The organism is Spirilliplanes yamanashiensis, from assembly GCF_016863475.1.
GTDB lineage: Bacteria > Actinomycetota > Actinomycetes > Mycobacteriales > Micromonosporaceae > Spirilliplanes > Spirilliplanes yamanashiensis.
Genome location: NZ_BOOY01000030.1, coordinates 49,199 through 73,972 on the forward strand (window position 1 = coordinate 49,199; position 24,774 = coordinate 73,972).

At 76.6% G+C, this 24,774-nt stretch carries 18 protein-coding genes; all 18 read right to left on the bottom strand.

Going from position 1 to position 24,774, the window contains the following annotated elements; translation table 11 throughout:
• Positions 1–642 (bottom strand): dihydroxyacetone kinase subunit DhaL, encoded by a 642-nt coding sequence (gene dhaL / locus Sya03_RS21125; protein ID WP_203940098.1) that lies wholly within the window; start codon positions 640–642, stop codon positions 1–3.
• A gap of 3 nt (positions 643–645) precedes the next feature.
• Positions 646–1,647 carry a dihydroxyacetone kinase subunit DhaK gene (gene dhaK, locus Sya03_RS21130; protein ID WP_203940099.1) on the bottom strand — a complete coding sequence of 334 codons (1,002 nt, stop codon included), beginning with the start codon at positions 1,645–1,647 and terminating at the stop codon, positions 646–648.
• 42 nt (positions 1,648–1,689) lie between these two features.
• The gene (locus Sya03_RS21135; RefSeq protein ID WP_239107729.1) at positions 1,690–2,886 is read right to left on the bottom strand and encodes an MFS transporter; all 1,197 of its coding nucleotides are present in this window, start codon (positions 2,884–2,886) and stop codon (positions 1,690–1,692) included.
• Positions 2,887–2,934: 48 nt separating this feature from the next.
• Positions 2,935–3,969, bottom strand: a complete 1,035-nt coding sequence (locus Sya03_RS21140) for a WD40/YVTN/BNR-like repeat-containing protein (protein WP_203940101.1) — start codon at positions 3,967–3,969, stop codon at positions 2,935–2,937.
• Positions 3,970–3,996: 27 nt separating this feature from the next.
• Complete coding sequence (locus Sya03_RS21145) at positions 3,997–4,584, bottom strand: type II secretion system protein (protein WP_203940102.1); 588 nt, start codon at positions 4,582–4,584, stop codon at positions 3,997–3,999.
• On the bottom strand, positions 4,581–6,113 hold the full coding sequence (locus Sya03_RS21150) for an RICIN domain-containing protein (RefSeq protein ID WP_203940103.1): 1,533 nt from the start codon (positions 6,111–6,113) through the stop codon (positions 4,581–4,583). The genes Sya03_RS21145 and Sya03_RS21150 overlap by 4 nt, the downstream gene beginning before the upstream one ends.
• Complete coding sequence (locus Sya03_RS21155; protein WP_203940104.1) at positions 6,110–6,769, bottom strand: PulJ/GspJ family protein; 660 nt, start codon at positions 6,767–6,769, stop codon at positions 6,110–6,112. Before Sya03_RS21155 ends, Sya03_RS21150 begins: the two co-directional genes overlap by 4 nt.
• 124 nt (positions 6,770–6,893) lie before the next feature.
• Positions 6,894–8,117 carry a VWA domain-containing protein gene (locus tag Sya03_RS21160; protein ID WP_239107730.1) on the bottom strand — a complete coding sequence of 408 codons (1,224 nt, stop codon included), beginning with the start codon at positions 8,115–8,117 and terminating at the stop codon, positions 6,894–6,896.
• Complete coding sequence (locus Sya03_RS21165; protein WP_239107731.1) at positions 8,114–10,591, bottom strand: DUF5682 family protein; 2,478 nt, start codon at positions 10,589–10,591, stop codon at positions 8,114–8,116. Before Sya03_RS21165 ends, Sya03_RS21160 begins: the two co-directional genes overlap by 4 nt.
• Entirely contained in the window at positions 10,584–11,645 is a 1,062-nt protein-coding gene (locus Sya03_RS21175; RefSeq protein ID WP_203940105.1) for an ATP-binding protein, read from the bottom strand. The genes Sya03_RS21165 and Sya03_RS21175 overlap by 8 nt, the downstream gene beginning before the upstream one ends.
• Positions 11,642–14,473 carry an SWIM zinc finger family protein gene (locus Sya03_RS21180; RefSeq protein WP_203940106.1) on the bottom strand — a complete coding sequence of 944 codons (2,832 nt, stop codon included), beginning with the start codon at positions 14,471–14,473 and terminating at the stop codon, positions 11,642–11,644. Before Sya03_RS21180 ends, Sya03_RS21175 begins: the two co-directional genes overlap by 4 nt.
• An 84-nt stretch (positions 14,474–14,557) precedes the next feature.
• Entirely contained in the window at positions 14,558–16,666 is a 2,109-nt protein-coding gene (glgX, locus tag Sya03_RS21185) for a glycogen debranching protein GlgX (protein ID WP_203940107.1), read from the bottom strand.
• 31 nt (positions 16,667–16,697) lie between these two features.
• A complete protein-coding gene (locus Sya03_RS21190) occupies positions 16,698–17,420 on the bottom strand; it encodes a sirohydrochlorin chelatase (protein WP_203940108.1) in 723 nt (240 codons plus the stop codon).
• Positions 17,417–18,505 (bottom strand): uroporphyrinogen-III synthase, encoded by a 1,089-nt coding sequence (locus Sya03_RS21195; protein WP_203940109.1) that lies wholly within the window; start codon positions 18,503–18,505, stop codon positions 17,417–17,419. The genes Sya03_RS21190 and Sya03_RS21195 overlap by 4 nt, the downstream gene beginning before the upstream one ends.
• Positions 18,502–18,837, bottom strand: coding sequence for a nitrite reductase small subunit NirD (gene nirD, locus Sya03_RS21200; RefSeq protein WP_203940110.1), 336 nt, complete (start codon positions 18,835–18,837; stop codon positions 18,502–18,504). Before nirD ends, Sya03_RS21195 begins: the two co-directional genes overlap by 4 nt.
• Positions 18,834–21,284, bottom strand: coding sequence for a nitrite reductase large subunit NirB (gene nirB / locus Sya03_RS21205; protein WP_203940111.1), 2,451 nt, complete (start codon positions 21,282–21,284; stop codon positions 18,834–18,836). The genes nirD and nirB overlap by 4 nt, the downstream gene beginning before the upstream one ends.
• Complete coding sequence (locus Sya03_RS21210) at positions 21,281–22,669, bottom strand: FAD-dependent oxidoreductase (protein WP_203940112.1); 1,389 nt, start codon at positions 22,667–22,669, stop codon at positions 21,281–21,283. Before Sya03_RS21210 ends, nirB begins: the two co-directional genes overlap by 4 nt.
• Positions 22,666–24,681, bottom strand: coding sequence for a molybdopterin oxidoreductase family protein (locus Sya03_RS21215; RefSeq protein WP_203940228.1), 2,016 nt, complete (start codon positions 24,679–24,681; stop codon positions 22,666–22,668). Before Sya03_RS21215 ends, Sya03_RS21210 begins: the two co-directional genes overlap by 4 nt.
• Positions 24,682–24,774: the final 93 nt, after the last annotated feature.

The following is a 24,774-nucleotide window of genomic DNA, read 5'->3' on the forward strand; positions in this document are numbered from 1 at the left end:
TCAGCGCACCGCCGCGGCGGCGGCCTGGAACATCAGGGCCAGCGAGGTGGCGCCCGGGTCCTGGTGGCCGGCGCTGCGCTCACCGAGGTAGCTGGCCCGGCCCTTGCGGGCGGTCATCGGCGTGGTGGCGTCGCGGCCCCGCTCGGCGGCGGCGTGGGCGGCGACCAGGGCCTCGCCGAGCGGGCGGCCGGCGGCCAGCGCCTCGTCGAGGGCGTCGACCGCCGGGGCGTACGCGTCGCACAGGGTCTTGTCGCCGGGCTCGGCCCGGCCGCGGGCGGCGACTCCGTCGAGCCCGGCCCGCAGCGCCGCGGCGAAGCCGGCCGGGTCGAGCGCGGGCCGGTCGCCGGCCGCGGTGGCCATCCGCAGGAACGCGGTGCCGTACAGCGGGCCGCTGGCGCCGCCGACGGTGCTGACCAGCGTCATGCCGACGCGCTTGAGCAGGGCGGCGGCGCCGGCCGGCGGCTCGCCGTCCAGGGCGGCCACGACGGCGGTCAGCCCGCGGTCCATGTTGGTGCCGTGGTCGGCGTCACCGATGGCCGCGTCGAGCGCGGTCAGCTCCTCGGCGTGCTCGGCCACCAGGCGGGCGAAGTGCCGGACCCAGGCGGTCAGCACCGCGGTGTCGACGACGTCCGCGTCGGTCACGGGTCAGACCCCCCAGCGCAGGGCCGGCGTGCGCACCGGCGCGTCCCAGAGCCGGATCAGCTCGTCGTCGGCCCGCAGCAGGGTGAGCGAGCAGCCGGCCATCTCCAGGCTGGTGATGTACGGCCCGACCAGCGAGCGGGCGACCCGGACCCCGGCGGCGTCGAGCAGCGCCCGCACCTCGGCGAACATCAGGTACAGCTCGATGAGCGGGGTGCCGCCCATGCCGTTGAGGAAGCAGATCACGCCGTCGCCGCCGGTGAAGTCGAGGTCGGCGAGGACCGGCTCCACCAGCTGGGCGGCCAGCTCGCGCGCCGGGGCCATCGGGCGCCGGTGCCGGCCGGGCTCGCCGTGGATGCCGATGCCGACCTCGATCTCGTCGTCGGCCAGCTGGAACGTCGGCCGGCCCGCCGCGGGCACCGTGCACGAGGTCAGGGCGAGGCCCATGCTGCGCCCGTTGCCGTTGACCCGGCGGGCCACCTCGGCCACCTCGTCGAGGCCGCGGCCCTGCTCGGCGGCGGCCCCGGCGATCTTCTCCAGCAGGACCGTGACGCCGACCCCGCGCCGGCCCGCGGTGTAGAGGCTGTCCTGCACGGCCACGTCGTCGTCGGTGACCACGGCGGCCACCTGCACGCCGGTCTCCGCGGCGGCGATCTCGGCGGCCATCTCGAAGTTGAGCACGTCGCCGGTGTAGTTCTTCACGATGTGCAGCACGCCGGCCCCGCCGTCGACGGCGGTGGTGGCGGCCACGATCTGGTCGGGCACCGGGGAGGTGAACACCTCGCCCGCGCAGGCGGCGTCGAGCATGCCGGGGCCGACGAAGCCCGCGTGCAGGGGCTCGTGGCCGGACCCGCCGCCGGAGACCAGGCCGACCTTGCCGGCGACCGGCGCGTCGCCCCGGTACACGATGCGGTTGCCGTGGTCGACCCGCAGCTCGGGGTGGGCCGCCGCGACGCCGCGCAGGGCGTCGGCGACGACGGTCGCCGGGTCGTTGACGAGCTTCTTCACCCCCGTACGTTAGACCCGGCGCGGGCCGCGGCGGAACGGGTGTCAGACGGCGGCGGGGCGCCGGCGCGGGTGCAGCACGCCGGCGAAGGCGATCATCAGCAGCCCGGCCAGGACGATGCTCAGCAGGCCCACGCGCAGGCTGGACGCGTCGGCGATCAGGCCGACCAGCGGCGGCGACAGCAGGAAGCCGACCCGCAGCAGCCAGCTGACGACGGTCAGGCCGACGCCGGCGGGCAGCCCGGGCAGCTCGTCGGCGGCGTGCATCGCCGCGGGCACGACGACCGCGACGCCGAGCCCGGCCAGGGCGAAGCCGGCCAGGGCGGTGCCGATCGACGGGAACGCCAGCGCGACGCCCATGCCGGCCGCGGCGAGCGCCCCGCCGGCCCGGACGACGGCGCGCTGGCCGAAGCGGTCGACGACGCGGTCGCCGAGCAGCCGGCCGGCCGTCATGGCGACCTGCAGCGCCACGAACGCCAGGCCCGCCACGGCCGCGCCGGCGGCCAGCTCGTCGCGCAGGTAGATGGCGCCCCAGGAGGCGCCCGCGTCCTCGACCAGCGAGCCGCACGCGGCGAGCACGCCGAGGGCGGCGAGCAGGCGTAGGGCGGTGCCGCCGAGCCGGCGCCGCGCGACCGGGGCCCCGGCGGCGGGCTCGCGCTCGGCGTCCTCGGGGCCGGGCAGCAGGAACCGGTACGCGATCACCGCGACGGCGCTGAACAGCACCGCCGACACGGCCAGGTGGACGAGCAGCGGCACCCGCAGGCCGGCGGCGGCCGAGCCCATCAGGCCGCCGAGCACCGCCCCGATGCTCCACACGCCGTGGAACGAGTTGACGATCGAGCGGCCGTAGAGGCGCTGCACGCGCAGGCCGTGGGCGTTCTGGGCCACGTCGATGACGGCGTCGAGCGCGCCGACGACGAACATCACCGCGGCCAGCGCGACCCAGCCGGGCGCGACGGGGATGAGCAGGGTGGCCAGGGCGAGCAGCACGATGCCCAGCGCCGCGATGCGCGAGGAGCGGAACCGGGCGATGGCGGGGGCGGCGAACAGCCCGGCGAGCAGCGCGCCGAGCGGGAACGCGGCGATCGCGGTGCCGAGCACGGCGTTGCTGAGGCCCAGCTCGGCCTTGATCTCGGGATAGCGTGGGACGACGTTGGCCCAGAGGGCGCCGTTGGTGAGGAACAACGCGGCGACGGCGGCCCGCGCGGCGCGCGGGACGGCCCGGATCTGGGACGCGGTCATGTGTACGAGCGTACACACCATGTGTACGCCCGTACACAGCGACGCGCGTCACCGGCGGGCGATCGCCACCCGCCCCTGCTCGCCCGACGCCCAGCAGGCGCGCGGCACGCAGTCCACCGCGTCGAAGCTGCCGCCGTCGACCTCGCGCCACGTGCGCCCGCCGTCGGTGGTCACGTCGGTGCCGGTCGGGCCCACCGCCAGCGCGGTGCCGCGGGTGCCCGGCACCCACGCCACGCCCGAGCGGTACTCCCCCGGCACGACGCGGGCGGTGCGCCAGGTGCGGCCGCCGTCCCGGCTCGCGGCGGCGCCCGCCGGGGCCGCGTCCGGCGTCACGTAGTCGCCGCCAACCGCCAGGCCGGTGCGCGCGTCGCGGAACGCCAGGCTGTAGACGCCGGCGCTCGGCCCGCTCGGCACCGGCGTGTCGGCCACCGTCCAGGTGCGCCCGCCGTCGGCGGTGCGGAAGACCCGGGCCCGCTCGCCGCCGCCGGTGGCGAACCACGCCCGTCCCTGCGCCGAGACCAGGCACGTGCCGCTGGCGGCGAACGCGAACTCGCCCGGCAGGGCCGGCGGCATCCCGGCCGTGGGCAGCACCCGCCAGCTGCGCCCGCCGTCGCGGGTGGCGAGGATCCGGAACGCCCCGTCGACCGGGTCCGACAGGGCCAGGCCGTGCCGGCGGTCCAGGAACGTGACGCAGTCGTAGAAGGCTCGCGGGTCGTCGTTGCGGAACGACTCGGTCCAGGTGCGGCCGCCGTCGCCGGTCACGTACAGCCGGCTCTGCTCCCCCTCGCCGATGCTCAGCACGACCGCGTGGTGGCGGTCGAACGCCTCGATGTCGCGGAACTGCAGGCCCGCCGCGCCGGGCGGGTCGACGCGGCGCCAGCTCCGGCCGCCGTCGACGGTGCGCAGCACCGCACCGCCGGAACCCGCCACCCACGCCACCCGGTCACTGACGGCAGCCAGGCCGCGGAAGCGCTCGGTGACGCCCGTGTCGGTCAGCCGCCAGCCGCCGCGGGCGAACCCGGACGCGGTGACCAGCACCGCCACCGCCAGGACAAAGATCGATAAACGTCGACGTGTTCCCATGCCTCGGACACTAGGGCCGGGCGCGGCTCAGGAAAAGGTCGGATCCTGCTGCTCCGCGCCGACCAGCGTCGCCGTCGTGTACGAGCACAACCCCGACGCGCAGTCCTTCGACCGCCAGGTGACCGCGATGACCACCCGGTACATCGGCACCCGGGACGGCCGCTGGCTCGCCGGCACCACCACGCACTCGCCCGCCCGGCGCGGCTGCCAGCACGCCCCCACGTACCAGGAGCGCGAGAACTTCGACGGCGACCCCGCGATCAGCACCGGCTCCGGCGCGGTGGGCAGCGCCGCCGCGCCCGGCCCGGCCGGCTCCGCCGACCACACCAGCTCCGTCTCGCCCGCCGCCAGGTACGCCTCGACGCCCGGCGCGCGCCACTGCGCCTGCACGGCGGCCTGGGTGCGCCCCTGCAGCAGGGCGGCGCCGTTGAGCAGGCTGACCTGCTCCATGGCGGCCATCGTGAGCTGGGCGGCCGTCTGCTCGTCGGCCTGCCGGCGCCCCGCCGTCGTCGTCTGCAGGAAGAACAGGCCCAGTGCGGCCATCACCACGCCGACCACCCCGATCGACACCAGCACCTCGACCAGGGTGTAGCCGTCGTCGCGCCGCGCGCTCATCGTTCCCCGATGTCCGTGAACGCGGCGCCGGTCGAGTCCGGCGTGGCGTTCCACTTCTGGATGCGGTCGCCGTTGCACGGCTTCAGGCCCGCCTTGTCGGCCTGCTGCCAGGCCGGCGCCTCCGGCAGCGGCTGCAGGCACAGCCCGGCGTACGCGCCGGTGCCCTCGATCCGGTACGCCTCGGTGTACGACGCGGTGTCGGGCCCGCGCACCAGCCACGTGGTGCGCTCCGACGAACTGGTGCCGCACGGCTGGACCGAAACCAGCAGCGGCGGCGGCCCCACCGGCGACGCCGGCGCCGTGACGCAGTGCCGGCCCTGCGGCGCCACCGTCGAGATGGTGCCCACGCCGTCCGGCAGGTCCCACTGCTGGTTCCAGTCCCGGTCGGCCGGGTCCGGCGTCTGCTTGCACGGGAACACGACCTCGTACGGGATCGTCACGTCCATGTTGGTGACGTCGAAGCACCGGCCGAACTGCTCGAAGTTCGCCAGCTGCTTCGTCACCGGCAGCCCGGCGGCGCCCGCCCCGACCGCCGGGTCCGGCACCCACGTCTGGTAGCCGTTGGGGAAGTCGGTGTTGCAGGCCGAGTTGCCGTTGCCGAGCCCGCCCGAGGTGTCGTTGAGCACCACCCGGCTGCCCGGGGTGTCCGGCTTCTCGACGTTGAAGCAGTAGGTGTTCAACTTCTTGCCGTCGCTGGTGCCGAAGAACCCGCTGGCGTAGTTGAAGCTCCACTGCTGCCGCATCAGCGTCGTCGCGCCGCACTGCTGCAGCTTGACCGGCTTCTTCGCCGACTGCGTCGGGCCGGCGTCCAGGCACAGCCCGTTCGGGTACAGCGTCGGGTCGGCCGTGACCAGGCTGATCGTCAGGTTGGGCTGGTAGCCCCACTTCTGCTGCGGCAGCGGGCTGCCGTCGGCGGCGGTGGCGCACGGCTGCATCAGCACGTCCGTGCCGGGCACCGGGGTCAGGCCCGCGTCCATGCACAGGTCGTAGGTGGCGCCGGCCCCCTTCCAGACGTGCATCTGCCCGCCCGGCATGTTGCCCTTGCGCAGGCTCTTGAACGCGTAGGTGCCGAACAGGGTGCGCCGGTAGCCGCTGACGGCTTCCGTGCCCACCGACACCACGTAGGCGTACTTGGGCACGACGTTCGTGCAGGTCACGCCGTTGGCGGCGACCCATGCGGCGCTGCGCCCGGCCGGGTCCTGCGACAGGTACGTGACCGACGCCCGGAACGTCGCCGAACTCTGCCCCACCGACCCGGTCACCTGCGGCGCCGTGCCGGTCGTGTCGCACGGCAGCAGCGACACCACCCCGTTGCCGTCGGTGTCCCGCGCGGCGCGCAGGTTCGCCAGCGCGCTCGCCAGCCCCGTGCGGGCCGCCTGCAACGCGACCACCCGGCTGCGCTCCACCCGGGTCGCCGCGACCAGCTGCAGGGTGCCGGTGAGCAGCGCCAGGCTCAGCCCGGCGCCCACGATCGCCAGCAGCGACGCCAGCGCCAGCGACCCCTCGTCGTCACGCCACCGCAGGCTCATGGCCGCCCCAGCGAGGGGCAGACGCCGTCGGAGGCCGTGCCGACGCCGGTGTTCAGCGCGGTGAACGTGAACGATGCCTGCCGCCGGCTCGCCGTCGCCCCCGCCCCGGCGCTCAGCGTCAGCGTCACGCCGAGCTGCTGGTGCGGCGCCCCCGCCTCGCTGGCCAGGGTGCGGGTGAACGCGCGCGGCGTCGTCACGTGCGAGGCGAGCGTCTGCCAGCCGCTGACCGGCCCGCTGTCGCGCCGGAACCGGCTCTGCAGCAGCCCCGACGCCGACAGCCGCAGCTGCGTGCACCGCACCACCTCGGTGTTGCTGATGACGTACTCGACGTACGAGTCGCCGCCCGCCGTGCCCGGCAGGCTTATCCCGGAGGCGTACCGGATGTCCCGGTCCAGGCGCAGGAACGCCTGGTGCAGCTGAGTCTGGGCGACGCCGAGGGACTCGCTGCGCTGGGCGGTGCGGTACAGCTGGGTGAGCCCGGCGCCGAACAGCGCCATCACGATCGTCATCACGCCGAGCGTGACGAGCACCTCCATGAGCGTCAGCCCGTCGTCGGCGCCACCCGTCCGCGGCGCACGCTCCGGCGCGCCGGGCGCACCGGCGGACGTCCCGGGGCGGGGCGTCCCGGGGCGGGGCGGCGCGGCGGAGGCGGGCACGGCGGACTCCAGGGTCTCGGACTGCCTGGACCTTCGGCGGCCGCCGCCCCCGCCTGAGGAGTTCGACCGCCGGTGCGCCCCGTCACGCCGTCGGTGACCAGCGGCCCGGCAGCGGCCGCATGCCTCAGCCCCGCCCGGTGTGCCGTGCGGCGAACGCCATCAGGTCGCGCCGCTCGATCGCCGCCGCCATCAGGTCGGGGAACGCGTCCGGGGTGCAGGCGAACGCGGGCACCCCCAGCGCCGCCAGCGCGGCCGCGTTGTCGTGGTCGTAGGCGGGGGCGCCCTCGTCCGACAGCGCCAGCAGCGTGATCACCTGCACGCCCGCCGCGGTCAGCTCGGCGACCCGGCGCAGCATCTGCTCGCGCACGCCGCCCTCGTACAGGTCGCTGATCAGCACGAAGATCGTGTCGCGGGGCCGGGTGACGAGCTGCTGGCCGTACGCCAGGGCCCGGTTGATGTCGGTGCCGCCGCCGAGCTGGGTGCCGAACAGCACCTCGACCGGGTCGCCGAGCTGGTCGGTGAGGTCGACGACGGCGGTGTCGAACACGACCAGCGACGTGCGCAGCGACCGCATCGACGCCAGCACCGCCGCGAACACCCCCGAGTACACCACCGACGCCGCCATCGAGCCGGACTGGTCGACGCACAGCACCACGTCGCGCTGCACGGCGGTGCTGCGCCGCCCGTACCCGACGAGCCGCTCCGGGATGACCGTCCTCAGCTCCGGCTGGTAGTGGCGCAGGTTGGCGCGGATCGTGCGGTCCCAGTCGATGTCGGCGTGCCGGGGCCGGGCGATGCGGGTGGCCCGGTTGAGCGCGCCCGACACCGCCGCCACGGTCTTCTGCGCCACCCGCTTCTCCAGGTCGTCGACGACCGTGCGGACCACCTGGCGGGCCGCGTCCTTCGTCGCGTCCGGCATGACGCCGGTCAGCGACAGCAGCGTGCCGACCAGGTGCACGTCCGGCTCGACCGCGGCCAGCATCTCCGGCTCCAGCAGCAGCCGGGTCAGGTTGAGCCGCTCGATCGCGTCGGCCTGCATCACCTGCACCACCGTGCTGGGGAAGTGCTCCCGGATGTCACCGAGCCAGCGCGCCACCCGCGGCGCCGACGCGGCCAGGTTGCCCGCCCGCCGCCGGCCGCCGTCGCCGCCCCGCTCGGGCGCGCCGTCGCCGCGGTCGTACAGCGCCGCCAGCGCGGCGTCGGCCCCGGCGTCGGCCCCGGACGGTTGCGCGAACTGCTCGCCGGCCGCCGCGCCGAGCAGCATCCGCCACCGCCGCAGCCGCTCCGGGTCGCTCGCCGGTCCCGTCGTCATCGCCGGTCCCGTCGTCATCGCAGGGTCCGTCGTCATCGCAGCTCCCGTCCCAGCAGCAGGCTCAGCGTCGGCAGCACCGCGGCCGCCCGGTCCAGGTCCGGCGCGCCCGGCCCGGCCGCCGCCCGCGCCGCCCCACCGGCCACGCGGTCACCGATGGCCCGCCGCTCCCCCGCCGCGAACGCCCCGAACGTGCGCCGCAGCAGCGGCAGCACCGACGTGAACGCGTCGGGGTCGATGTCCGCCACCCAGGCGTCCACCAGCTCCAGCAGCGCCGGGTCGTGCACCAGCAGCAGCCCGCCGCCGGCCAGGAACCCCTCCACCCACGCCGCCGCGTGCGCCGGCGTGCCACCCACCGTCAGCGGCAGCCCCAGCCGCCGCCGCACCTCCGCCGCGCCGAGGCGCCCCGCGTCGTGCAGCAGCCGGGTCAGCCGCCCGGCGAGCAGCCCGTGCAGGTCGTCGCGGCCGGCCAGCCCCTCCAGGGTGTCCAGCCAGCGCTCCCGCAACGCGTCGTCGGCGAGCAGCCCCAGCACCGCGTGCACCGCGTCCACGTGGGTGCGCAGCTCCGCCGCCGACGCGTCCGACAGCGCCGTCACCGCCGCGGGCAGCCCCGCGCACACCCGCGTCACCAGCCGCGCCGTCACCCCGGCCAGCCCGCCCGCGTCGGTGTTGCGCACGTCGCCGTAGCGCAGCGTCCGCGCCAGCGACGGCACGGCCGCCATCAGGTGCGCCACGTCCGCGTCGAGCGCGGCCTTCGCGTCCAGCGCGGTCAGGACCGGTGGGTACGCCTGCGTCAGGTCGCCCAGCAGGCACACCTCCACCAGCGCCGTCACGTCCGCGAGCGTCTCCGCCCCGGCGGCCGACTCCGCCACCCGCGCCGTCGCCGCCGCCTCCACCGTCGTGCCGTACGCGCTGGCGTCCACCAACTGCACCGCGAACTCCGGCTCCCACCGCAGCCGCCACTGCTCCCGGAACGTGCCCGTCGTGCCGCCCCGGTTCTCCGGCACCCCCCACGCCACCCCCAGGCTGCGCAACCGGTGCAGCAGCCGGCTGCGCCCCAGGTCCGTCTCCTTGCGCAGGTCCAGGTCCAGCTCCCGGTCCAGAGCCTCGGGCCGCAACCGCAGCCGCCGCTGTGCCGCCGCCACGTCCCGCGCCAGCGGCACCGCCGGCATGTCGTCCGGCACCGCCCCGAGCCGCTCGCCCACCACCAGCCGCCGGTCCACCAGCTCTCGCCGCAGCCGGTCGCCCTCGCACAGCACCGCCTCGGTCGCCTCGGTCAGCTCCGCCAGCCCGGCCAGCGGCCGCCCCCGCAACGTCGCCAGCGCCTCCGCCAGCCGCGTCGCCTCGATCACGTGCGCCGACGACGTGGGCGTGCCCTCCTCCCGCAGCACCCGGGCCGCCCCCACCAGCCACCGCGGCACCACCTCGTCGCCGGTGGTGAACAGGTGGTGGTACCAGCCCGGCGACCGCACCCCCGCCGCGTACCCCTGCCACGACGCCAGCCGCCCGTACGTCCACGGCACCCACGTGAACGTCACCTTCGCCTTGCGCCGCCCCTTCAGCAGCGCGGCGTCGGCGGCCGCCGTGACCCGCCGCGTCAACGCCGGCACGTGCCACGCCCCGCACACCACGGCGACCTCCTCGTGGGTGCGCCGCACCTGTCGCAGCACGGTGCGCATGTGCGCCTCCCGCACCAGGTCGTCGGGGTCCTCGGGGGAACCGTCGCGGATCGCGGCCATGGCCTCGGCGATGGCCTCGAAGGCGGGGGCGCCCCGGTGCTCGACGACGTCCTCCCACCACCGCTCGGCGTCGTCGTAGCCGGCCGCGGCGGCCAGCTCCCCGATGGGATCGACGGGCCGCACCCGCCGCCGGGCGGCCGGGTCCTCCGGCCCGTCCGGGGCCGGCGACAGGCCGGGTTGGCCGTGCTCGGCCGTGTGCTCATGCCCGGCCGAGGGGTCAGGCCCGGCCGAGGGGTCAGAGCCGGCCGAGGGGTCAGGCCCGGCCGAGGGGTCAGAGCCGGCCGAGGGGTCAGAGCCGGCCAAGGGGTCAGAGCCGGCCGAGGGGTCAGGCCCCTCGGACCCGGAGCCGGGCCCGCCGGGTGAGTCAGGGCCACCGGCGGAGGGATCCAGCCCGGAGGGCGCGGCGGAGGGGTCGGGCGGCGCGGCAGGGCCCGGCGGTGGGGCCAGGCGGCCGTCCGGGGTGGCGGCGCGGTAGGCGTACGGGAGGTCGAAGAAGCGGACCGGGACGCCGTGCGCCACCGCCCAGCGCAGCGCCTGCCACTCCGGGGAGAAGACCGCGAAGGGCCAGAACGCGGCCCGCCGCGGGTCGTCGGCGGCGTAGCCGAGGAGGGCGACCGGGGGTTCCAGGCCGGCGCCCGCCCAGCGGACCAGGTCGTCGGCCTCGGGTGGGCCCTCGATGAGCACGATGGTGGGTTGCTGGGCGTCGAGGGCGCGCAGCACCGCCCGGGCGGAGCCGGGGCCGTGGTGGCGGATGCCGTAGAAGCGCTCAGGCATCGCGGGCGGCGCGGTAGAAGTCGCGCCAGTCGGGGCGCTCGCGGACGACGGTCTCCAGGTATTCGCGCCAGACGACGGCGTCGGAGACCGGGTCCTTGACGACGGCGCCGACGATGCCGGACGCGACGTCGGCGGGGCGCAGGACACCGTCGCCGAAGTGGGCGGCCAGGGCCATGCCGTTGGTGACGACGCTGATGGCCTCGGCGGTGGACAGGCTGCCGGTGGGGGCCTTGAGCCGGGTGCGGCCGTCCTCGGTGAGGCCGTTGCGCAGCTCGCGGAAGACGGTGACGACGCGGCGGATCTCGTCGAGGGCGGCGGGGACGTCGGGCAGGTCGAGGGAGCGGCCGAGCTGGGCGACGCGGCGGGCGACGATGTCGACCTCCTCGTCGGCCGAGGCGGGCACCGGCAGCACGACGGTGTTGAAGCGGCGGCGCAGGGCGCTGGACAGCTCGTTGACGCCGCGGTCGCGGTCGTTGGCGGTGGCGATGACGTTGAAGCCGCGCTGCGCCTGGACCTCGGTGCCGAGCTCGGGCACGGGCAGGGTCTTCTCGCTGAGGATGGTGATGAGGGCGTCCTGCACGTCGGACGGCACCCGGGTGAGTTCCTCGACGCGGGCGATGGCGCCGGTCTCCATGGCGCGCATGACGGGGCTGGGCACGAGCGCGGCGGGCGACGGGCCGTCGGCGAGCAGGCGGGCGTAGTTCCAGCCGTACCGGATGGCCTCCTCGGCGGTGCCGGCGGTGCCCTGCACGAGCAGGGTGGAGTCGCCGCTGACGGCGGCGGCGAGGTGCTCGGAGACCCAGGTCTTGGCGGTGCCGGGCACGCCGAGCAGCAGCAGCGCCCGGTCGGTGGCGAGGGTGGCGACGGCGACCTCGACGAGCCGGCGCGGGCCCACGTACTTGGGGCTGATCTTGGCGCCGTCGCCGAGCAGGTACGTCACGACGGCCTGCGGCGACAGCCGCCACCCGGGCGGGCGGGGGCGGTCGTCGGCGGCGGCGAGCGCGGCCAGCTCGTCGGCGTACTGCTGCTCGGCGTGCGGTCGCAGCGCGGTCATCGGAGCTCCTCGTGCATGTCGTGGCGGAAGGTGAGGACGGCGGCGAGCTGGGCGACGGGCCGCAGGCGGGCGTCGCCGACGCCGGCGGTGGCGAGGCGGTCGGCGAGCGCCCGGGCGGCGGTGTGCGCGGCGGGCGGCATGGTGGTGGCGACCTGGCGGCACAGGTGGCCGAGCTGCCAGGCCTGCTCGTCGGTGCGGGCGCGGCCCTCGACGACGCGCAGCACGGCCTCGGCGAGCCCGGCGGGCCACCGGCCGCGGTACGCGGTGAGCAGGTCGCCGCTGAGCGACGGGTCGCGGCGGAACTCGGCGGCGGCCAGCTCGGCGGCCCGGTCGGGCGGCAGCAGCTCGAACAGCGCCCACAGCAGCTGCCGGTCGGCGGCGTCGCGGGGACGTTCGAGCAGGGCGGGCACGAGGGCGCCGGCCCAGGCGGCGTCGCGTTCGCGGGCGGCGGCGACGGCCCAGCCGTGCAGCAGGGCGGGGCCGAGGTCGTCGAGGACGGGCAGGGCGACGGCGGCCTGCGGGGTGAGCCGGAACCGGTCGGCCCACACGGCCAGCCCGGCGGCGCCGACGACGTCGGTGAGCAGGGCGGCCGACGGGCTGGTGCCGCGCGGGGCGCGCGGTTCGACGCCGTCGCGGCGCAGGTCGGGCCCGACGGCGGCGGGCGGTTCGGCGACGAGGCGGTCGCGGCCGAGCAGCCGCCGCTCGACGCGCACCCAGGCGGCGACGCGGGCGGCCATGCGGTGCTGGTAGCCGGAGCCGGGCAGGGTGCGCAGCAGGTCGGCGGCGGCCTGGCGGACCTCGCGGCGGCGGTCGTCGAGGGCGTCCTCGAGGAACGCGTCGTCGGCGAGGGACAGCCCGGTGGCGAGCGCCTCGAGGAAGCGGGCCCGGTCGTGGGCGCTCTCGGCGGCGAAGTGGGCGGCGAGCAGCTCGCGCCCGGCGGCGGGGTCGCGGCGGCGCAGCCGTTCGAGGTGGGCGGCGCGCTCGCCGACGGTGCCGGTGAGCCAGGCGTCGTCGCCGGCGCCGGCCGCCGCGGCCTCGTCGAGCAGGTACGCCCACGCGGGCGACTGGGCGGCGAGCCACCGGCCGCGGCGCCCGGCGACCCGGGCGATGTCGGGCCGCAGGGCGGTGGCGCGGCGGCCGGCGTCGAGCAGGGCGGGCAGCACGCCGGGCGGGACGTGCCGGTCGGCGGGCACCGCGGCGAGCCACTCGGCGAGGATCTCGCCCTGGGCGTGGCCGCCGCCGGGGATGCCGCCGTCGGCGAGGATGCGGGCGGCGCGGGCGGCGGCGGCCGGCGGCAGCGGCCGGGTGGTCTCGGCGGGCGCCGGGGCGACGGCGGGGTGCCCGGTGCCGGCGGGCCGGCCGGCGCGGGCGTGGACGGCCGCGGCGGCCGCCGCCTCCAGCAGGCCCGCGGGGGTGCCGGGGTGGCTGCCGACGTGCGGGACGGCCCCGCCGGGCCAGGGCCGCCGGTCGGTGCCGACGAGGGCGGCCGACAGCAGCTCGGGCGGCAGCTCGGCCGTGCGCGGCCCGCCGCCGGCGTAGGTGTCGGGGGCGGTGACGAAGGCGCCCTCGGCCCACGCCGACAGCGGCCGCAGCCCATCGCGGCCCAGCTCGGCGGCGACGGTGGCCGGGTGGCCGCCCGCGGCGGCGAGCAGCCACCAGGGCGTGTCGGTGACCAGCGGCAGCGCGTCGCCCGCCGCGTCGGCCAGGTGGCCGTCGGCGGTGGGCACGACACCGGCCAGCACGACCGGCACCAGGTCGCGCCAGGGGTCGGCGGCGAGGGCGGCGGCGCGCTCGCGCAGGGCGTCGGCGACGGAGCCGCCCGCCGGGGCCGTCATCGCTCCGGTGGCCTCGACCGCGCCGAGCAGGGCCCGCTGCGGCCAGGCGCCCGGGTGGTAGTGCAGGCCGGCGGTGAGCTCGGTGCCCGGCGGCGGGTCGGTGGGCAGGCTGCGGCCGGGCGCGGCGAACGACAGGATGAGCGCGAACCGCCCGGTGCCGGCGCCGCGCAGCCAGGTGCGCCGGGTGGTCAGGGCGTCGTCGATGATCTCGGTGCGGCCGAGCACCTGCCACCGGTCGTGCACGGCGGGCCCGGCCAGCACGTCCTCGCTCGCCACCGGGAAGCCGATGCGGGTGCGCACGGTGGCGGCGAGGTCGCCGGGCAGCTGCTCCAGCCGCTCGTGGCCGGCGGCGAGCAGCCGCAGCAGCCCCAGCTCGCCGAGCAGCCGGTCGGCCCAGTGGGCGCCGGAGCCGGGCAGCCGGGCGAGCCGGCGCACCGCGCCCGCCGCGCCGGGGGCCTGCGCGTCGACGAGGCGGGCGGCCATCGCCTCGTACGGCCGGGGCCCGGTTTGCTCGGCGGCGGCGAGGCCGTGCCGGACCTGGTCGTCGAGCCAGCGGCGCAGCTCGGCCATGCCGCCGGCGACGCGCTCGGCGCGGCGTTCGGCCCGCTTGGCCACGGCGGCCGGGTCGGGCGCGGCGGCGGCCTTCGCGGCCGGTTTCGGGGCCGCGGCCCGGCGCTCGCGCCACTCCCGCGCCCACGGCGGGGCCGCCGCCTCCGGCAGGCCCGCGTCGGACCACCGCAGCAGCAGCCCGACGACGTGCTTGCAGGGGAATTTGCGGCTGGGGCACGAGCACCGGTACGCCGGCCCGGCCGGGTCGACGCACACCTGGTAGGGGTTGCGGCCGCTGCCGCGCGCCTCGCCCCACAGCCCCTCGTCGTCGGCCCCCGCCGAGACCCACGCGGCCGGGCCGCTCAGCGCCCGGCCGGCCCGCTGCGACGACGCGTCGGGGGCGAGGGCGAGGGCCTGGGCGGGCGACCAGCGTTCGAGGGGCACCCCGACAACCTAGACACCGGGTACGACATCACCCGGCAGGCACGACCGGCGGCGGACGCACGTCCACCGCCGGCCGTGGCGACGCTAGTAGCGGCAGCGCAGCACGAGCAGCGAGTGCCCGATCAGCTCGACCGTGCCGCCCGCCTTGACGCCGGTGCGGCGGGCCGGGGTGGCCAGCAGCGGGTCGGCGGTGTCGGCGACGGCCTCCCACATCTGGCCGTACTCGGCGCCGGGCAGGGTGAAGGTGGCGCCCTCGGCGAGGGGGTTGAACAGCAGCAGGAACGAGTCGTCGACGATGGGCTCGCCGAGCGCGTCGCGTTCCGGGATGCCCTGGCCGTTGAGGAACACCGTGACGGTGTTCGCGCCGTCCCAGTCGGCGCCGCCCATCGGCTGGCCGTCGCGGCGCAGCCAGGCGATGTCGGTGACCTTGGTGCCCTCGACCTCGTGGCCGTCGAAGAAGCGGCGGCGGCGGAAGATCGGGTGCTCGGCGCGCAGCCGGGTGAGGTCGGCGGTGAACCGGGTCAGCACGTCGTGGTGCCGGGCGTCGGTCCAGTCGACCCAGCTGAGCTCGTTGTCCTGGCAGTAGACGTTGTTGTTGCCCTGCTGGGTGCGGCCGAGCTCGTCGCCGTGGGCGATCATCGGCACGCCCTGCGACAGCAGCAGCGTGGCGAGGAAGTTGCGCTTGCGGCGCTCGCGCAGGGCCACCACGTCGGGGTCGTCGGTGGGGCCCTCGGCGCCGGTGTTCCAGGAGCGGTTGTGGCTCTCGCCGTCGCGGTTGTCCTCGCCGTTGGCGGCGTTGCGCTTCTCGTTGTAGGACACGAGGTCCTCGAGGGTGAAGCCGTCGTGGGCGGTGACGAAGTTGATGCTGGCGATGGGCCGCCGGCCGTCGATCTCGTACAGGTCGGAGGAGCCGGTGAACCGCGACGCCAGCTCGCCGAGGGTGCCGGGCTCGCCGCGCCAGAAGTCGCGGACGGTGTCGCGGTACTTGCCGTTCCACTCCGTCCACAGGGGCGGGAACCCGCCGACCTGGTAGCCGCCGTCGCCGACGTCCCACGGCTCGGCGATGAGCTTCACCTGGCTGACGATGGGGTCCTGGTTGACCAGGTCGAAGAACGCGGCCAGCCGGTCGACGGAGTGGAACTCGCGGGCCAGCGACGCGGCCAGGTCGAAGCGGAAGCCGTCGACGTGCATGTCGGTGACCCAGTAGCGCAGCGAGTCCATGATGAGCCGCAGCGACTCGTGGTGGCGCACGTTGAGGCTGTTGCCGGTGCCGGTGGTGTCGTAGTAGTACTGCCGGTCGCCGTCGACGAGCCGGTAGTAGGCCGGGTTGTCGATGCCCCGGAACGACAGGGTGGGGCCGAGGTGGTTGCCCTCGGCGGTGTGGTTGTAGACCACGTCGAGGATGACCTCGATGCCGGCCCGGTGCAGCGCCTTGACCATCGACTTGAACTCCTGCACCTGCCCGCCGTGCTCGGCGAACGAGGCGTAGTCGTTGTGCGGGGCGAAGAAGCCGATGGTGTTGTAGCCCCAGTAGTTGGACAGGCCGCGCTCGGTCAGCCCGCTGTCGTGCACGAACTGGTGCACCGGCATCAGCTCGACGGCGGTGACGCCCAGCTTCTTGAAGTGGTCGATCATCACCGGGTGGGCGAGCCCGGAGTAGGTGCCGCGGACGTCCTCCGGGATCTTCGGGTGCCGGGCCGTCATGCCCTTGACGTGCGCCTCGTAGATCACGGTCTCGTGGTACGGGATGCGCAGCGGGGTGTCGTTGGCCCAGTCGAAGAACGGGTTGATGACCACGGAGCGCTGCGTGTACGGGGCGGAGTCGGCGTCGTTGTACGAGGTCGGGTCGCCGAACCGGTAGGAGAACAGCGCCTCGTTCCACTCGTTGTGCCCGTCGATCGCCTTGGCGTACGGGTCGAGCAGCAGCTTGTTCGGGTTGCAGCGCAGCCCGGCGGCGGGGTCGAACGGGCCGTGCACCCGGTAGCCGTAGCGCTGGCCGGGACCGACGCGGGGCAGGTAGCCGTGCCAGACGAGGGCCTCGCGCTCCGGCAGGTCGATGCGCGTCTCGGTGCCGTCGTCGTCGAACAGGCACAGCTCGACCCGTTCGGCGACCTCGGAGAAGAGCGCGAAGTTGGTGCCGCCGCCGTCGTAGGTGGCGCCCAACGGGTACGGCGCTCCCGGCCAGATGTTCAACGATCTCCCCCTCGCGGTGCCGGGCCCGGGATCAGGCGCGGCTCGCGGCACGCATTGCCCACGCCACGCTGGGTGAAACGTCGGCGGGCCCCGGGGTTGCGCTTGTCACGTCGGCGGCGGCCCGCCAGCGGTCGAGGACGGCCTCGGCGACGACGGGCGAGGTGGCCAGCGGGGCGGTGACCGCGTCGGCGCCGGCGCGCGCGAGGCCGCGGTGGAACACGCCGTCGACCAGCAGGTACGCGCCGACGACGATCCGTTCGGCGCCGGCGGCGCGCAGCCGGGCGACGACGTCGGGCACCCGCGGGGACGGCCCGGCCGCGTACCCGACGACGGGGTCGCCGGGCAGGGCCCGCGCGACGTCGGCGACCTCGGCGATCGAGCGGGGGTCGCTGGACCCGGCGGCCGCCAGGACGACGGCGTCGGCCGGGCCGGCGGCGGCGATCCGGGCGGCCAGTTCGGCGAGCAGCCGCGGGTCGCGCCCGAGCGGCGCGGTGACCACGGCGGGGCGGCCGGCGACGGCGCCGGCGATGTCGACGCGGACGTGGTAGCCGGCGGTGAGCAGCAGCGGCACGACCACGGCGGGCCCGTCGAGGGCGGCGGCGACCTCGCGGACGTGCGGTTCCTGCACGTCCGCGTAGGCGAGCCGCAGGTCGATGCCGGGCGCGCGGCGGCGCACGGCGGACGCCACCGCGCGCACCTGCGCCTGCCCGGCGGCCGACCGGGTGCCGTGCGCGACGAGCACGAGGGCGGTCACGCGTCGACCCGCAGCCGGTAGCCGCGCTTGATGACGGTCTCGACGTAGCGCGGCGAGCCCAGGGCGGCGCGCAGCCGGGCCACCGCCATGTCGACGGCGTGGCCGTCGGCGCCGCGCGGCAGGGCCGCGACGAGCGCCGCGCGGGAGATGACCGCGCCGGGCCGGTCGGCGAGCGCGGCCAGCGTCGCCATCGAGGCGGGGGCGAGGGTACGCGGCTCGCCGTCCACGAGCACGGCGTGGCCCCGCAGCTCCAGGTCGGTCCCGGCGACCCGCAACCGGCGGGCGCGGCGCGGCAGCTCGTCGGTGACCGCCTTGACCAGCGCGCCGAGCCGGGCCCGGTCGGGCACCAGCGCGGGCACCCCGGCAGCCAGCAGCGGCGCCGCGGTGACCGGGCCGACGCACGCGGCCACCGTGCGGGCGCCGAACAGCTCGGCGGGGGCGCGCCCGGCCACCTCCAGCAGGGTGGTGACGGCGGGCGCGCTGGTGAACGTGACGGCGTCCACCCCGCCGGCGAGGATCTGCTCGACGAGGCGGCGCAGCGGCGCGACGTCGTCCGGCACCTGCGACCGGTACACGGGCACCTCGACGACCTCCGCCCCGGCGCCGCGCAGCGCCCCGACGAACTCCTCCTGCGGCCCGCCGTGCAGCTGCACCGCGATGCGCTTGCGGGCGACGCCCTCGGCGAGCAGCTCGCGCAGGATCTCCTCGCACGACTCGGTGGGCGCCGACCAGTGCTCGCTCAGCCCGGCGGCCCGGATCGCGCCGCACGGCTTGGCGCCGCGGGCGATGAGCCGGGCCTGCTGCAGCCCGGCGCGCAGCTGCTCGCCGACGCCCCACCCCTCGGCGGCCTCCAGCCAGCCGCGGAACCCGATGCCGGTGGTGGCGACGACGATGTCGGGCGTCAGCGCCACGCACAGCTCGGTGGCGGCCTGCAGGGCGGTGTCGTCGCGCAGCGGGACGATGGTGATGGCGGGGGCGCTGACGACGCGGGCGCCGCGGCGCTGCAGCAGCGCGCTCATCTCGTCGCGCCGCCGCTCGGCGGTGATCGCCACGGTGAATCCGGTGAGCGGCAGCGCCGCCGTCATCCGGCCACCACCTCCACGACGCCGTCGCGCACCCGCGCCGCGTACACGGGCAGGGCGGCGGCCGGGTCGTCGAGGCAGGCGCCGGTGTCCAGGTCGTACGCCTGCTTGTGCATGGGCGACACGACGACGGCCCGGCCGCCGCGGGTGCCGACGATGCCGCGGGACATGACGTTGGCGCCCCACAGCGGGTCGCGGTTGCCGACCGCCCGCACCTGGTCGTCGTGCAGGCGGAACACGGCGACCTGCACGCCGCCGACCAGGGCGGCGGCGCCCCGCTCCGGCAGCAGGTCGCCCAGGCGGCACACGGCCGTCCAGGTGATCGTCGTCGTCATGCGCTGACCTCCGGCATTCCGAGGGGGACGGGCACCCGCTGCTCGCGTTCGACCGTGAACGCGATGGACGGGTCGGGCGTCTGCGGCTCGTTGACGAACGAGACGAACCGGCGCAGCTTGTCGGGGTCCTCCAGCACGGCCCGCCACTCGTCGGCGTAGCCGCCCACGTGCCGGTCCATCGCGGCGTCCAGCTCGGCGCAGATGCCGAGGCTGTCGTCGACGATGACGGCGCGCAGGTGCTCCAGGCCGCCGTCGAGGGCCTCCAGCCAGGCGGCGGTGCGCTGCAGCCGGTCGGCGGTGCGGATGTAGAACATGAGGAACCGGTCGATGGTGCGCACCAGCTCCTCGGTGGACAGGTCGGTGGCGAACAGGTCGGCGTGCCGGGGACGGAACCCGCCGTTGCCGCCGACGTAGAGGTTCCAGCCGGTCTCGGTGGCGATGACCCCGAAGTCCTTGCTGCGCGCCTCGGCGCACTCGCGGGCGCAGCCGCTGACGGCGCTCTTGAGCTTGTGCGGCGAGCGCAGGCCGCGATAGCGCAGCTCCAGGGCCACGGCGAGGCCGACGGAGTCCTGCACGCCGTACCGGCACCAGGTGGAGCCGACGCACGACTTCACGGTGCGCAGCGCCTTGCCGTACGCGTGGCCGGACTCGAACCCGGCGTCGACGAGCCGGCGCCAGATCGCGGGCAGCTGCTCGACGCGGGCGCCGAACAGGTCGATCCGCTGCCCGCCGGTGATCTTGGTGTAGAGGCCGAAGTCGCGGGCCACCTCGCCGATGACGATGAGCCGCTCGGGGGTGATCTCCCCGCCGGGGATGCGCGGCACCACCGAGTAGGTGCCGTCGCGCTGGATGTTGGCGAGGAAGTGGTCGTTCGTGTCCTGCAGCGCGGCCTGCTCGCCGTCGAGCACGTGCCCGCCGCCGAGCGACGCCAGGATCGAGGCGACGACGGGCTTGCAGACGTCGCAGCCGCGGCCGGTGCCGTACTCGCCGATCAGGGCCGAGAAGGTGGCGATGCCGCGCACCCGGATGAGGTCGAACAGCTCCTGCCGGGAGTACGCGAAGTGCTCGCACAGCGCCGTGGACTGCGCCACCCCGGCCTCGGTGAGCAGCGACCTCAGCAGCGGCACGCAGGAGCCGCAGGTGGTGCCGGCGCGGGTGCACGCCTTGAGGCAGCCCACGTCGGCGCAGCCGGCGCCGATCGCGCCGAGCACCTGGTCCTTGGTGACGGCGTTGCAGCTGCACACCTGGGCGTCGCCGGGCAGCGCCACGTCGGGCGCGCCCGCGGACAGGAAGTCGGCCAGCTTGCCGGGCACCGGGCCGCCGACGGCCGCCTTGAGCACCCCGTAGGCGGCGGCGTCGCCGACGAGGATGCCGCCGAGCAGGGTGCGCGCGTCGTCGGTGAGCACCAGCTTGGCGTACAGGCCGTGGGCGGGGTCCGCGTAGACGACGTCGAGCGGGCCGGTGGTGGCGCCGAAGCTGGCGACGTCGACGCCGAGCAGCTTGAGCTTGGTGGACATGTCGGCGCCGCCGAAGGTGGCGTCCCCGCCGAGCAGCCGGTCGGCGACGACGTCGGCCATCGCGTAGCCGGGGGCGACCAGGCCGTAGCAGCGGCCGTCGACGGCGGCGCACTCGCCGATGGCGAAGACGCGCTCGTCGGCGGTGCGGCAGGACGCGTCGACGAGGATGCCGCCGCGCTCGGCCACCGGCAGCCCGGCGGCGCGGGCCAGCTCGTCGCGGGGGCGCACGCCCGCGGCGAACACCACCAGGTCGGCGCCGAGGGTCAGCTCGCCGGCGCCCACGGCCAGCCGGTCGCCGTCCGGCGCGATGCCGGTGACCCCGGCCCCGGTGTGCACGTCGATGCCCAGCTCCTCGATGCGGCGGCGCAGGATCGCGCCGCCCGCCGCGTCGACCTGCATCGGCATGAGGTGCGGCGCGAACTCGACGATGGCGGTGCGCAGCCCGAGCAGGCGCAGCGCGTTCGCCGCCTCCAGGCCGAGCAGCCCGCCGCCGACGACGATCCCGGCGGAGCGCCCGGCGGCGTGCGCGCGCAGCGCCTCCAGGTCGTCGAGGGTGCGGTAGACGAACACGCCCGGGCTGCCGGTGCCGGGCACCGGCGGCACGAACGCCCGCGAGCCGGTGGCCAGCACCAGCGCGTCGTACGGGTACTCCCCCGCCGCGGTGCGCACCACCCGCGCCTCGCGGTCGACGGCGGTGGCGGGCTCGCCGAGCCGGATGGTGGTGCCGGCCGGCACGCCGGGCGGGGCGAGGGTCAGCTCCTCGGCGCTGACGCCGTCGAAGAACGCCGACAGCCGCACCCGGTCGTACGCCCGCCGGGTCTCCTCCCCCAGCACGGTGACCTCGGTGAAGCGCCGGGCGGTGTCGCGGGCCGCGAGCGACTCCACGAACCGCTGCCCGACCATGCCGTTGCCGATGACGACGAGCCTCATACGGTGACCTCCGGTTCCACGGTGGACAGCCAGTCGACGATGCCGGTGACCGCGTCGGCGCAGCCGCCGCAGCCGGTGGTGGCGCGGGTGGCGGCGGCGACGTCGGCGACGCTGCGCGCGCCGGAGCGCCAGCACGCGGTGATCGCGGCCTTCGGCACCGAGTTGCACCGGCACACCACGGCGTGGTCCGGCATGAACGCGGGCGACGCGGCCGGCGCGGCGGGTTCCGCCCCGAACGCCCGCCCGAACAGCAGCGACCGCCGGTCGGCGGGCACCGGCGCGTCGCGGTCGTAGAGCTGGGTGACGGCGCCGACGGACGGGTTGTCGCCGAGCAGCACCGCCCCGGCGAGGCGGTCGCCGCGGATGACCAGCCGCACGTACGTGCCCCGCGCCGGGTCGGCGAACGTGACCACCTCGGCGTCCGGGTCGGGCGCGACGCTGCCCATCGCGGCCAGGTCGATGCCGCCGGCCTTGAGCCGGGTGACCAGCCGGGAGCCGCGGTAGCGGGCGGTGCCGCCGGTGAGCCGGTCGGCCAGGGCGGCCGCCTGCTCCCAGGCGGGGGCGACGAGGCCGTGCACGGTGCCGTCGTGCTCGGCGCAGTCGCCGACGGCGTAGACGTGCGGGTCGCTGGTGCGCAGGCCGTCGTCGACGAGCACGCCGCGGTGCACGGCCAGCCCGGCGGCCCGGGCCAGCGCGGTGTCGGGGCGGGCGCCGCACGCCACCACGAGCAGGTCGCCCGGCACGGCGGTGCCGTCGGCGAGCAGCAGCCGGTCGCCGGTCCAGGCGGTGGCGCGGGCGCCCACCCGCACGCACACCCCGAGGTCGCGCAGGGTGCGGGCGAGGACGTGGCCGCCGTCGGGGTCGAGCTGGCGGTCCATCACGTGCCCGCCGGCGTGCACGACCGTGACGGCCAGCCCGCACCCGGCCAGCCCGCGGGCGGCCTCCAGGCCGAGCAGGCCGCCGCCGAGCACCACGGCGCTGCGGGCGCCCCCGGCGGCGGCCAGGATGCCCCGGCAGTCGTCGAGGGTGCGCAGCACGTGCGCGGTGGCGGCGGGCACGCCGTCCATCGGGGGCAGCACGGCGGTGGCGCCGGTGGCCAGCACCAGCGCGTCGTACGCCTGCTCGCCCTCGGGGGTGACCACGACCCGGCGGGCCAGGTCGAGCGCGGTGACGGGCACGCCGAGGCGCAGGTCCGCGCCGGGCGGCGGGGCGGCCAGGGTGAGGTCGTCCTCGCGGACCTTGCCGGCCAGCAGCGTGGACAGCATGACCCGGTTGTACGGCCGGTGCGTCTCGGCGCCGAAGGCGGTGACGTCCGCGCCGCGGGCGCGCAGCTCGCTGACCACGCGGGCGCCCGCCATGCCGTAGCCGGCCACCACGACCCTCATGCGAGTGCCACCCGGGCCGCGCAGACCTTGAACTCCGGCATCCGCGACACCGGGTCGAGCGCCGGATTCGTCAGCGTGTTGGCGCGCGCGGCGCCGCCCCAGTGGAACGGCATGAACACCGTGTCGGGGCGGATGGCGGTGCTGAGCCGGGCGGGCGCGGTGGCGCTGCCGCGGCGGGTGCTGACGGCCACGTCGTCGCCGTCGGCGATGCCGAGCCGGCCGGCCAGGTCGGGGTGCAGCTCGACGAACGCCCGGCCCGGCAGCCCGGCGATGCGGCGCGTCTGCGCGCCCGACTGGTACTGGGTGAGCACCCGCCCGGTGGTCAGGTACAGCGGGTAGTCGGCGCACGGCTGCTCGGCGGGCCCGCGGTGGTCGACGGCGACGAACCGGGCCCGGCCGTCGGGGGTGGCGAACCTCTCCAGGAACATCCGGGGGGTGCCGGGGTGGTCCTCGGCCGGGCACGGCCAGAACACCCCGCCCTCGGCGGTGATCCGCTCGTAGGTGATGCCCGCGTAGTCGGCGGTGCCGCCGGCCGAGGCGCGGCGCAGCTCGTCGAACACCTCCCGCGGCCGGGCGCTGACCGGCGCGCCGAGGCGGCCGGACAGCGCGGCGAGGATCTCCAGGTCGGTGCGCACGCCGGGCGGCGGCGGGCGCAGCCGGGTGCGCCGGATGACCCGGCCCTCCAGGTTGGTCATCGTGCCGTCCTCCTCGGCCCACTGCGCGGCGGGCAGCACCACGTCGGCCAGCGCCGCCGTCTCCGACAGCACGAAGTCCGTGACGACGAGCAGGTCCAGGCCCGCGAGGCGGCGCTCGACGCCGGCGGCGCGCGGGGCCGACACCACCGGGTTGGAGCCGAACACCAGCAGCGCGCGCATCTTCTCGGCGGTGAGCAGCTCGTACGCCGACGGGCCCGGGCCGGGCAGGTCGTCCGGGTCGACGCCCCACACCGCCGCCACGTGCGCGCGGGCGGCCGGGTCGTCGAGCCTGCGGTAGCCGGGCAGCTGGTCGGCCTTCTGGCCGTGCTCGCGGCCGCCCTGGCCGTTGCCCTGCCCGGTGAGGCAGCCGTAGCCGGAGCCGGGCCGGCCGGGCAGGCCCAGCGCGAGCGCCAGGTTGACGAACGCGGTGACCGTGTCGGTGCCGGTGGCGTGCTGCTCGGCGCCGCGGGCGGTCAGCACCATCGCCGTGTCCGCGGCGGCCAGCCGGTGCACGGTGGCGAGCAGGTCGGCGATGGGCACCCCGGTCAGCCGCTCCACCCGGGCCGGCCACCACTGGGCGACCGTGCGGCGCACCTCGTCGAAGCCGGTGGTGCGCGCGGCCACGTACGCCTCGTCGACCAGGCCCTCGGTGATCGCCAGGTGCAGCAGCCCGTTCGCCAGCGCCAGGTCGGTGCCCGGCGTGGGCTGCAGGTGCAGGGCGCCGTGCCGGGCGGTCGCGGTGACCCGCGGGTCCACCGTGATCAGCCGCTCGCCCGGCAGGTGCCGCAGGAACGGCGGCATCGTCTCGGCCGGGTTCGCGCCGACCAGCAGCACGGCCCCGGCGTCGCGGATGTCGGTGACCGGGAACGGCAGGCCGCGGTCGGCGCCGAACGCCCGGTTGCCGGCGGCGGCCGCCGACGACATGCAGAACCGGCCGTTGTAGTCGATCGTGGCGGTGCGCAGCGCGACCCGGGCGAACCGGCCCAGCGCGTACGCCTTCTCGTTGGTGAGCCCGCCGCCGCCGAACACGGCGACCGCGTCCCGGCCGTGCGCGCGCTGCACGTCGCGCACCCCCGCCACCACCCGGTCGAGCGCCTCGTCCCAGGTGGCGCGGCGCAGCACGCCCGCCTGGCGCACCAGCGGCGCGGTCAGCCGGTCGGGGTGCGCCAGCAGCTCCGCCGACGTCCAGCCCTTCTGGCACAGGCCGCCGCCGTTGACCACGAAGTCCCGGCCGGACACGGTCACCGGGTCGCCCGCGGACAGCCGCATCGCGCACTGCAGCGCGCAGTACGGGCAGTGGGTGTCCGCCGTCGTCATGCCGGACAGGCTCTCCACCAGCCGTTTCCTTTCCCGTCTCGCTGTGTTTCGGGTCTGCAAATCACGCATCACAACCGACGTCCGGCCACGGTG

What these genes read in the sequence shown, in the direction of transcription:
- Sya03_RS21135 (WP_239107729.1), bottom strand. Translation starts at nt 2,886, where the DNA reads ATGACCGCGTCCCAGATCCGGGCCGTCCCGCGCGCCGCGCGGGCCGCC.
- Sya03_RS21140 (WP_203940101.1), bottom strand. Translation starts at nt 3,969, where the DNA reads ATGGGAACACGTCGACGTTTATCGATCTTTGTCCTGGCGGTGGCGGTG.
- Sya03_RS21145 (WP_203940102.1), bottom strand. Translation starts at nt 4,584, where the DNA reads ATGAGCGCGCGGCGCGACGACGGCTACACCCTGGTCGAGGTGCTGGTG.
- Sya03_RS21150 (WP_203940103.1), bottom strand. Translation starts at nt 6,113, where the DNA reads ATGAGCCTGCGGTGGCGTGACGACGAGGGGTCGCTGGCGCTGGCGTCG.
- Sya03_RS21160 (WP_239107730.1), bottom strand. Translation starts at nt 8,117, where the DNA reads ATGACGACGGACCCTGCGATGACGACGGGACCGGCGATGACGACGGGA.
- Sya03_RS21165 (WP_239107731.1), bottom strand. Translation starts at nt 10,591, where the DNA reads ATGCCTGAGCGCTTCTACGGCATCCGCCACCACGGCCCCGGCTCCGCC.
- Sya03_RS21175 (WP_203940105.1), bottom strand. Translation starts at nt 11,645, where the DNA reads ATGACCGCGCTGCGACCGCACGCCGAGCAGCAGTACGCCGACGAGCTG.
- Sya03_RS21195 (WP_203940109.1), bottom strand. Translation starts at nt 18,505, where the DNA reads ATGACGGCGGCGCTGCCGCTCACCGGATTCACCGTGGCGATCACCGCC.
- nirD (WP_203940110.1), bottom strand. Translation starts at nt 18,837, where the DNA reads ATGACGACGACGATCACCTGGACGGCCGTGTGCCGCCTGGGCGACCTG.
- nirB (WP_203940111.1), bottom strand. Translation starts at nt 21,284, where the DNA reads ATGAGGCTCGTCGTCATCGGCAACGGCATGGTCGGGCAGCGGTTCGTG.
- Sya03_RS21210 (WP_203940112.1), bottom strand. Translation starts at nt 22,669, where the DNA reads ATGAGGGTCGTGGTGGCCGGCTACGGCATGGCGGGCGCCCGCGTGGTC.
- Sya03_RS21215 (WP_203940228.1), bottom strand. Translation starts at nt 24,681, where the DNA reads ATGACGACGGCGGACACCCACTGCCCGTACTGCGCGCTGCAGTGCGCG.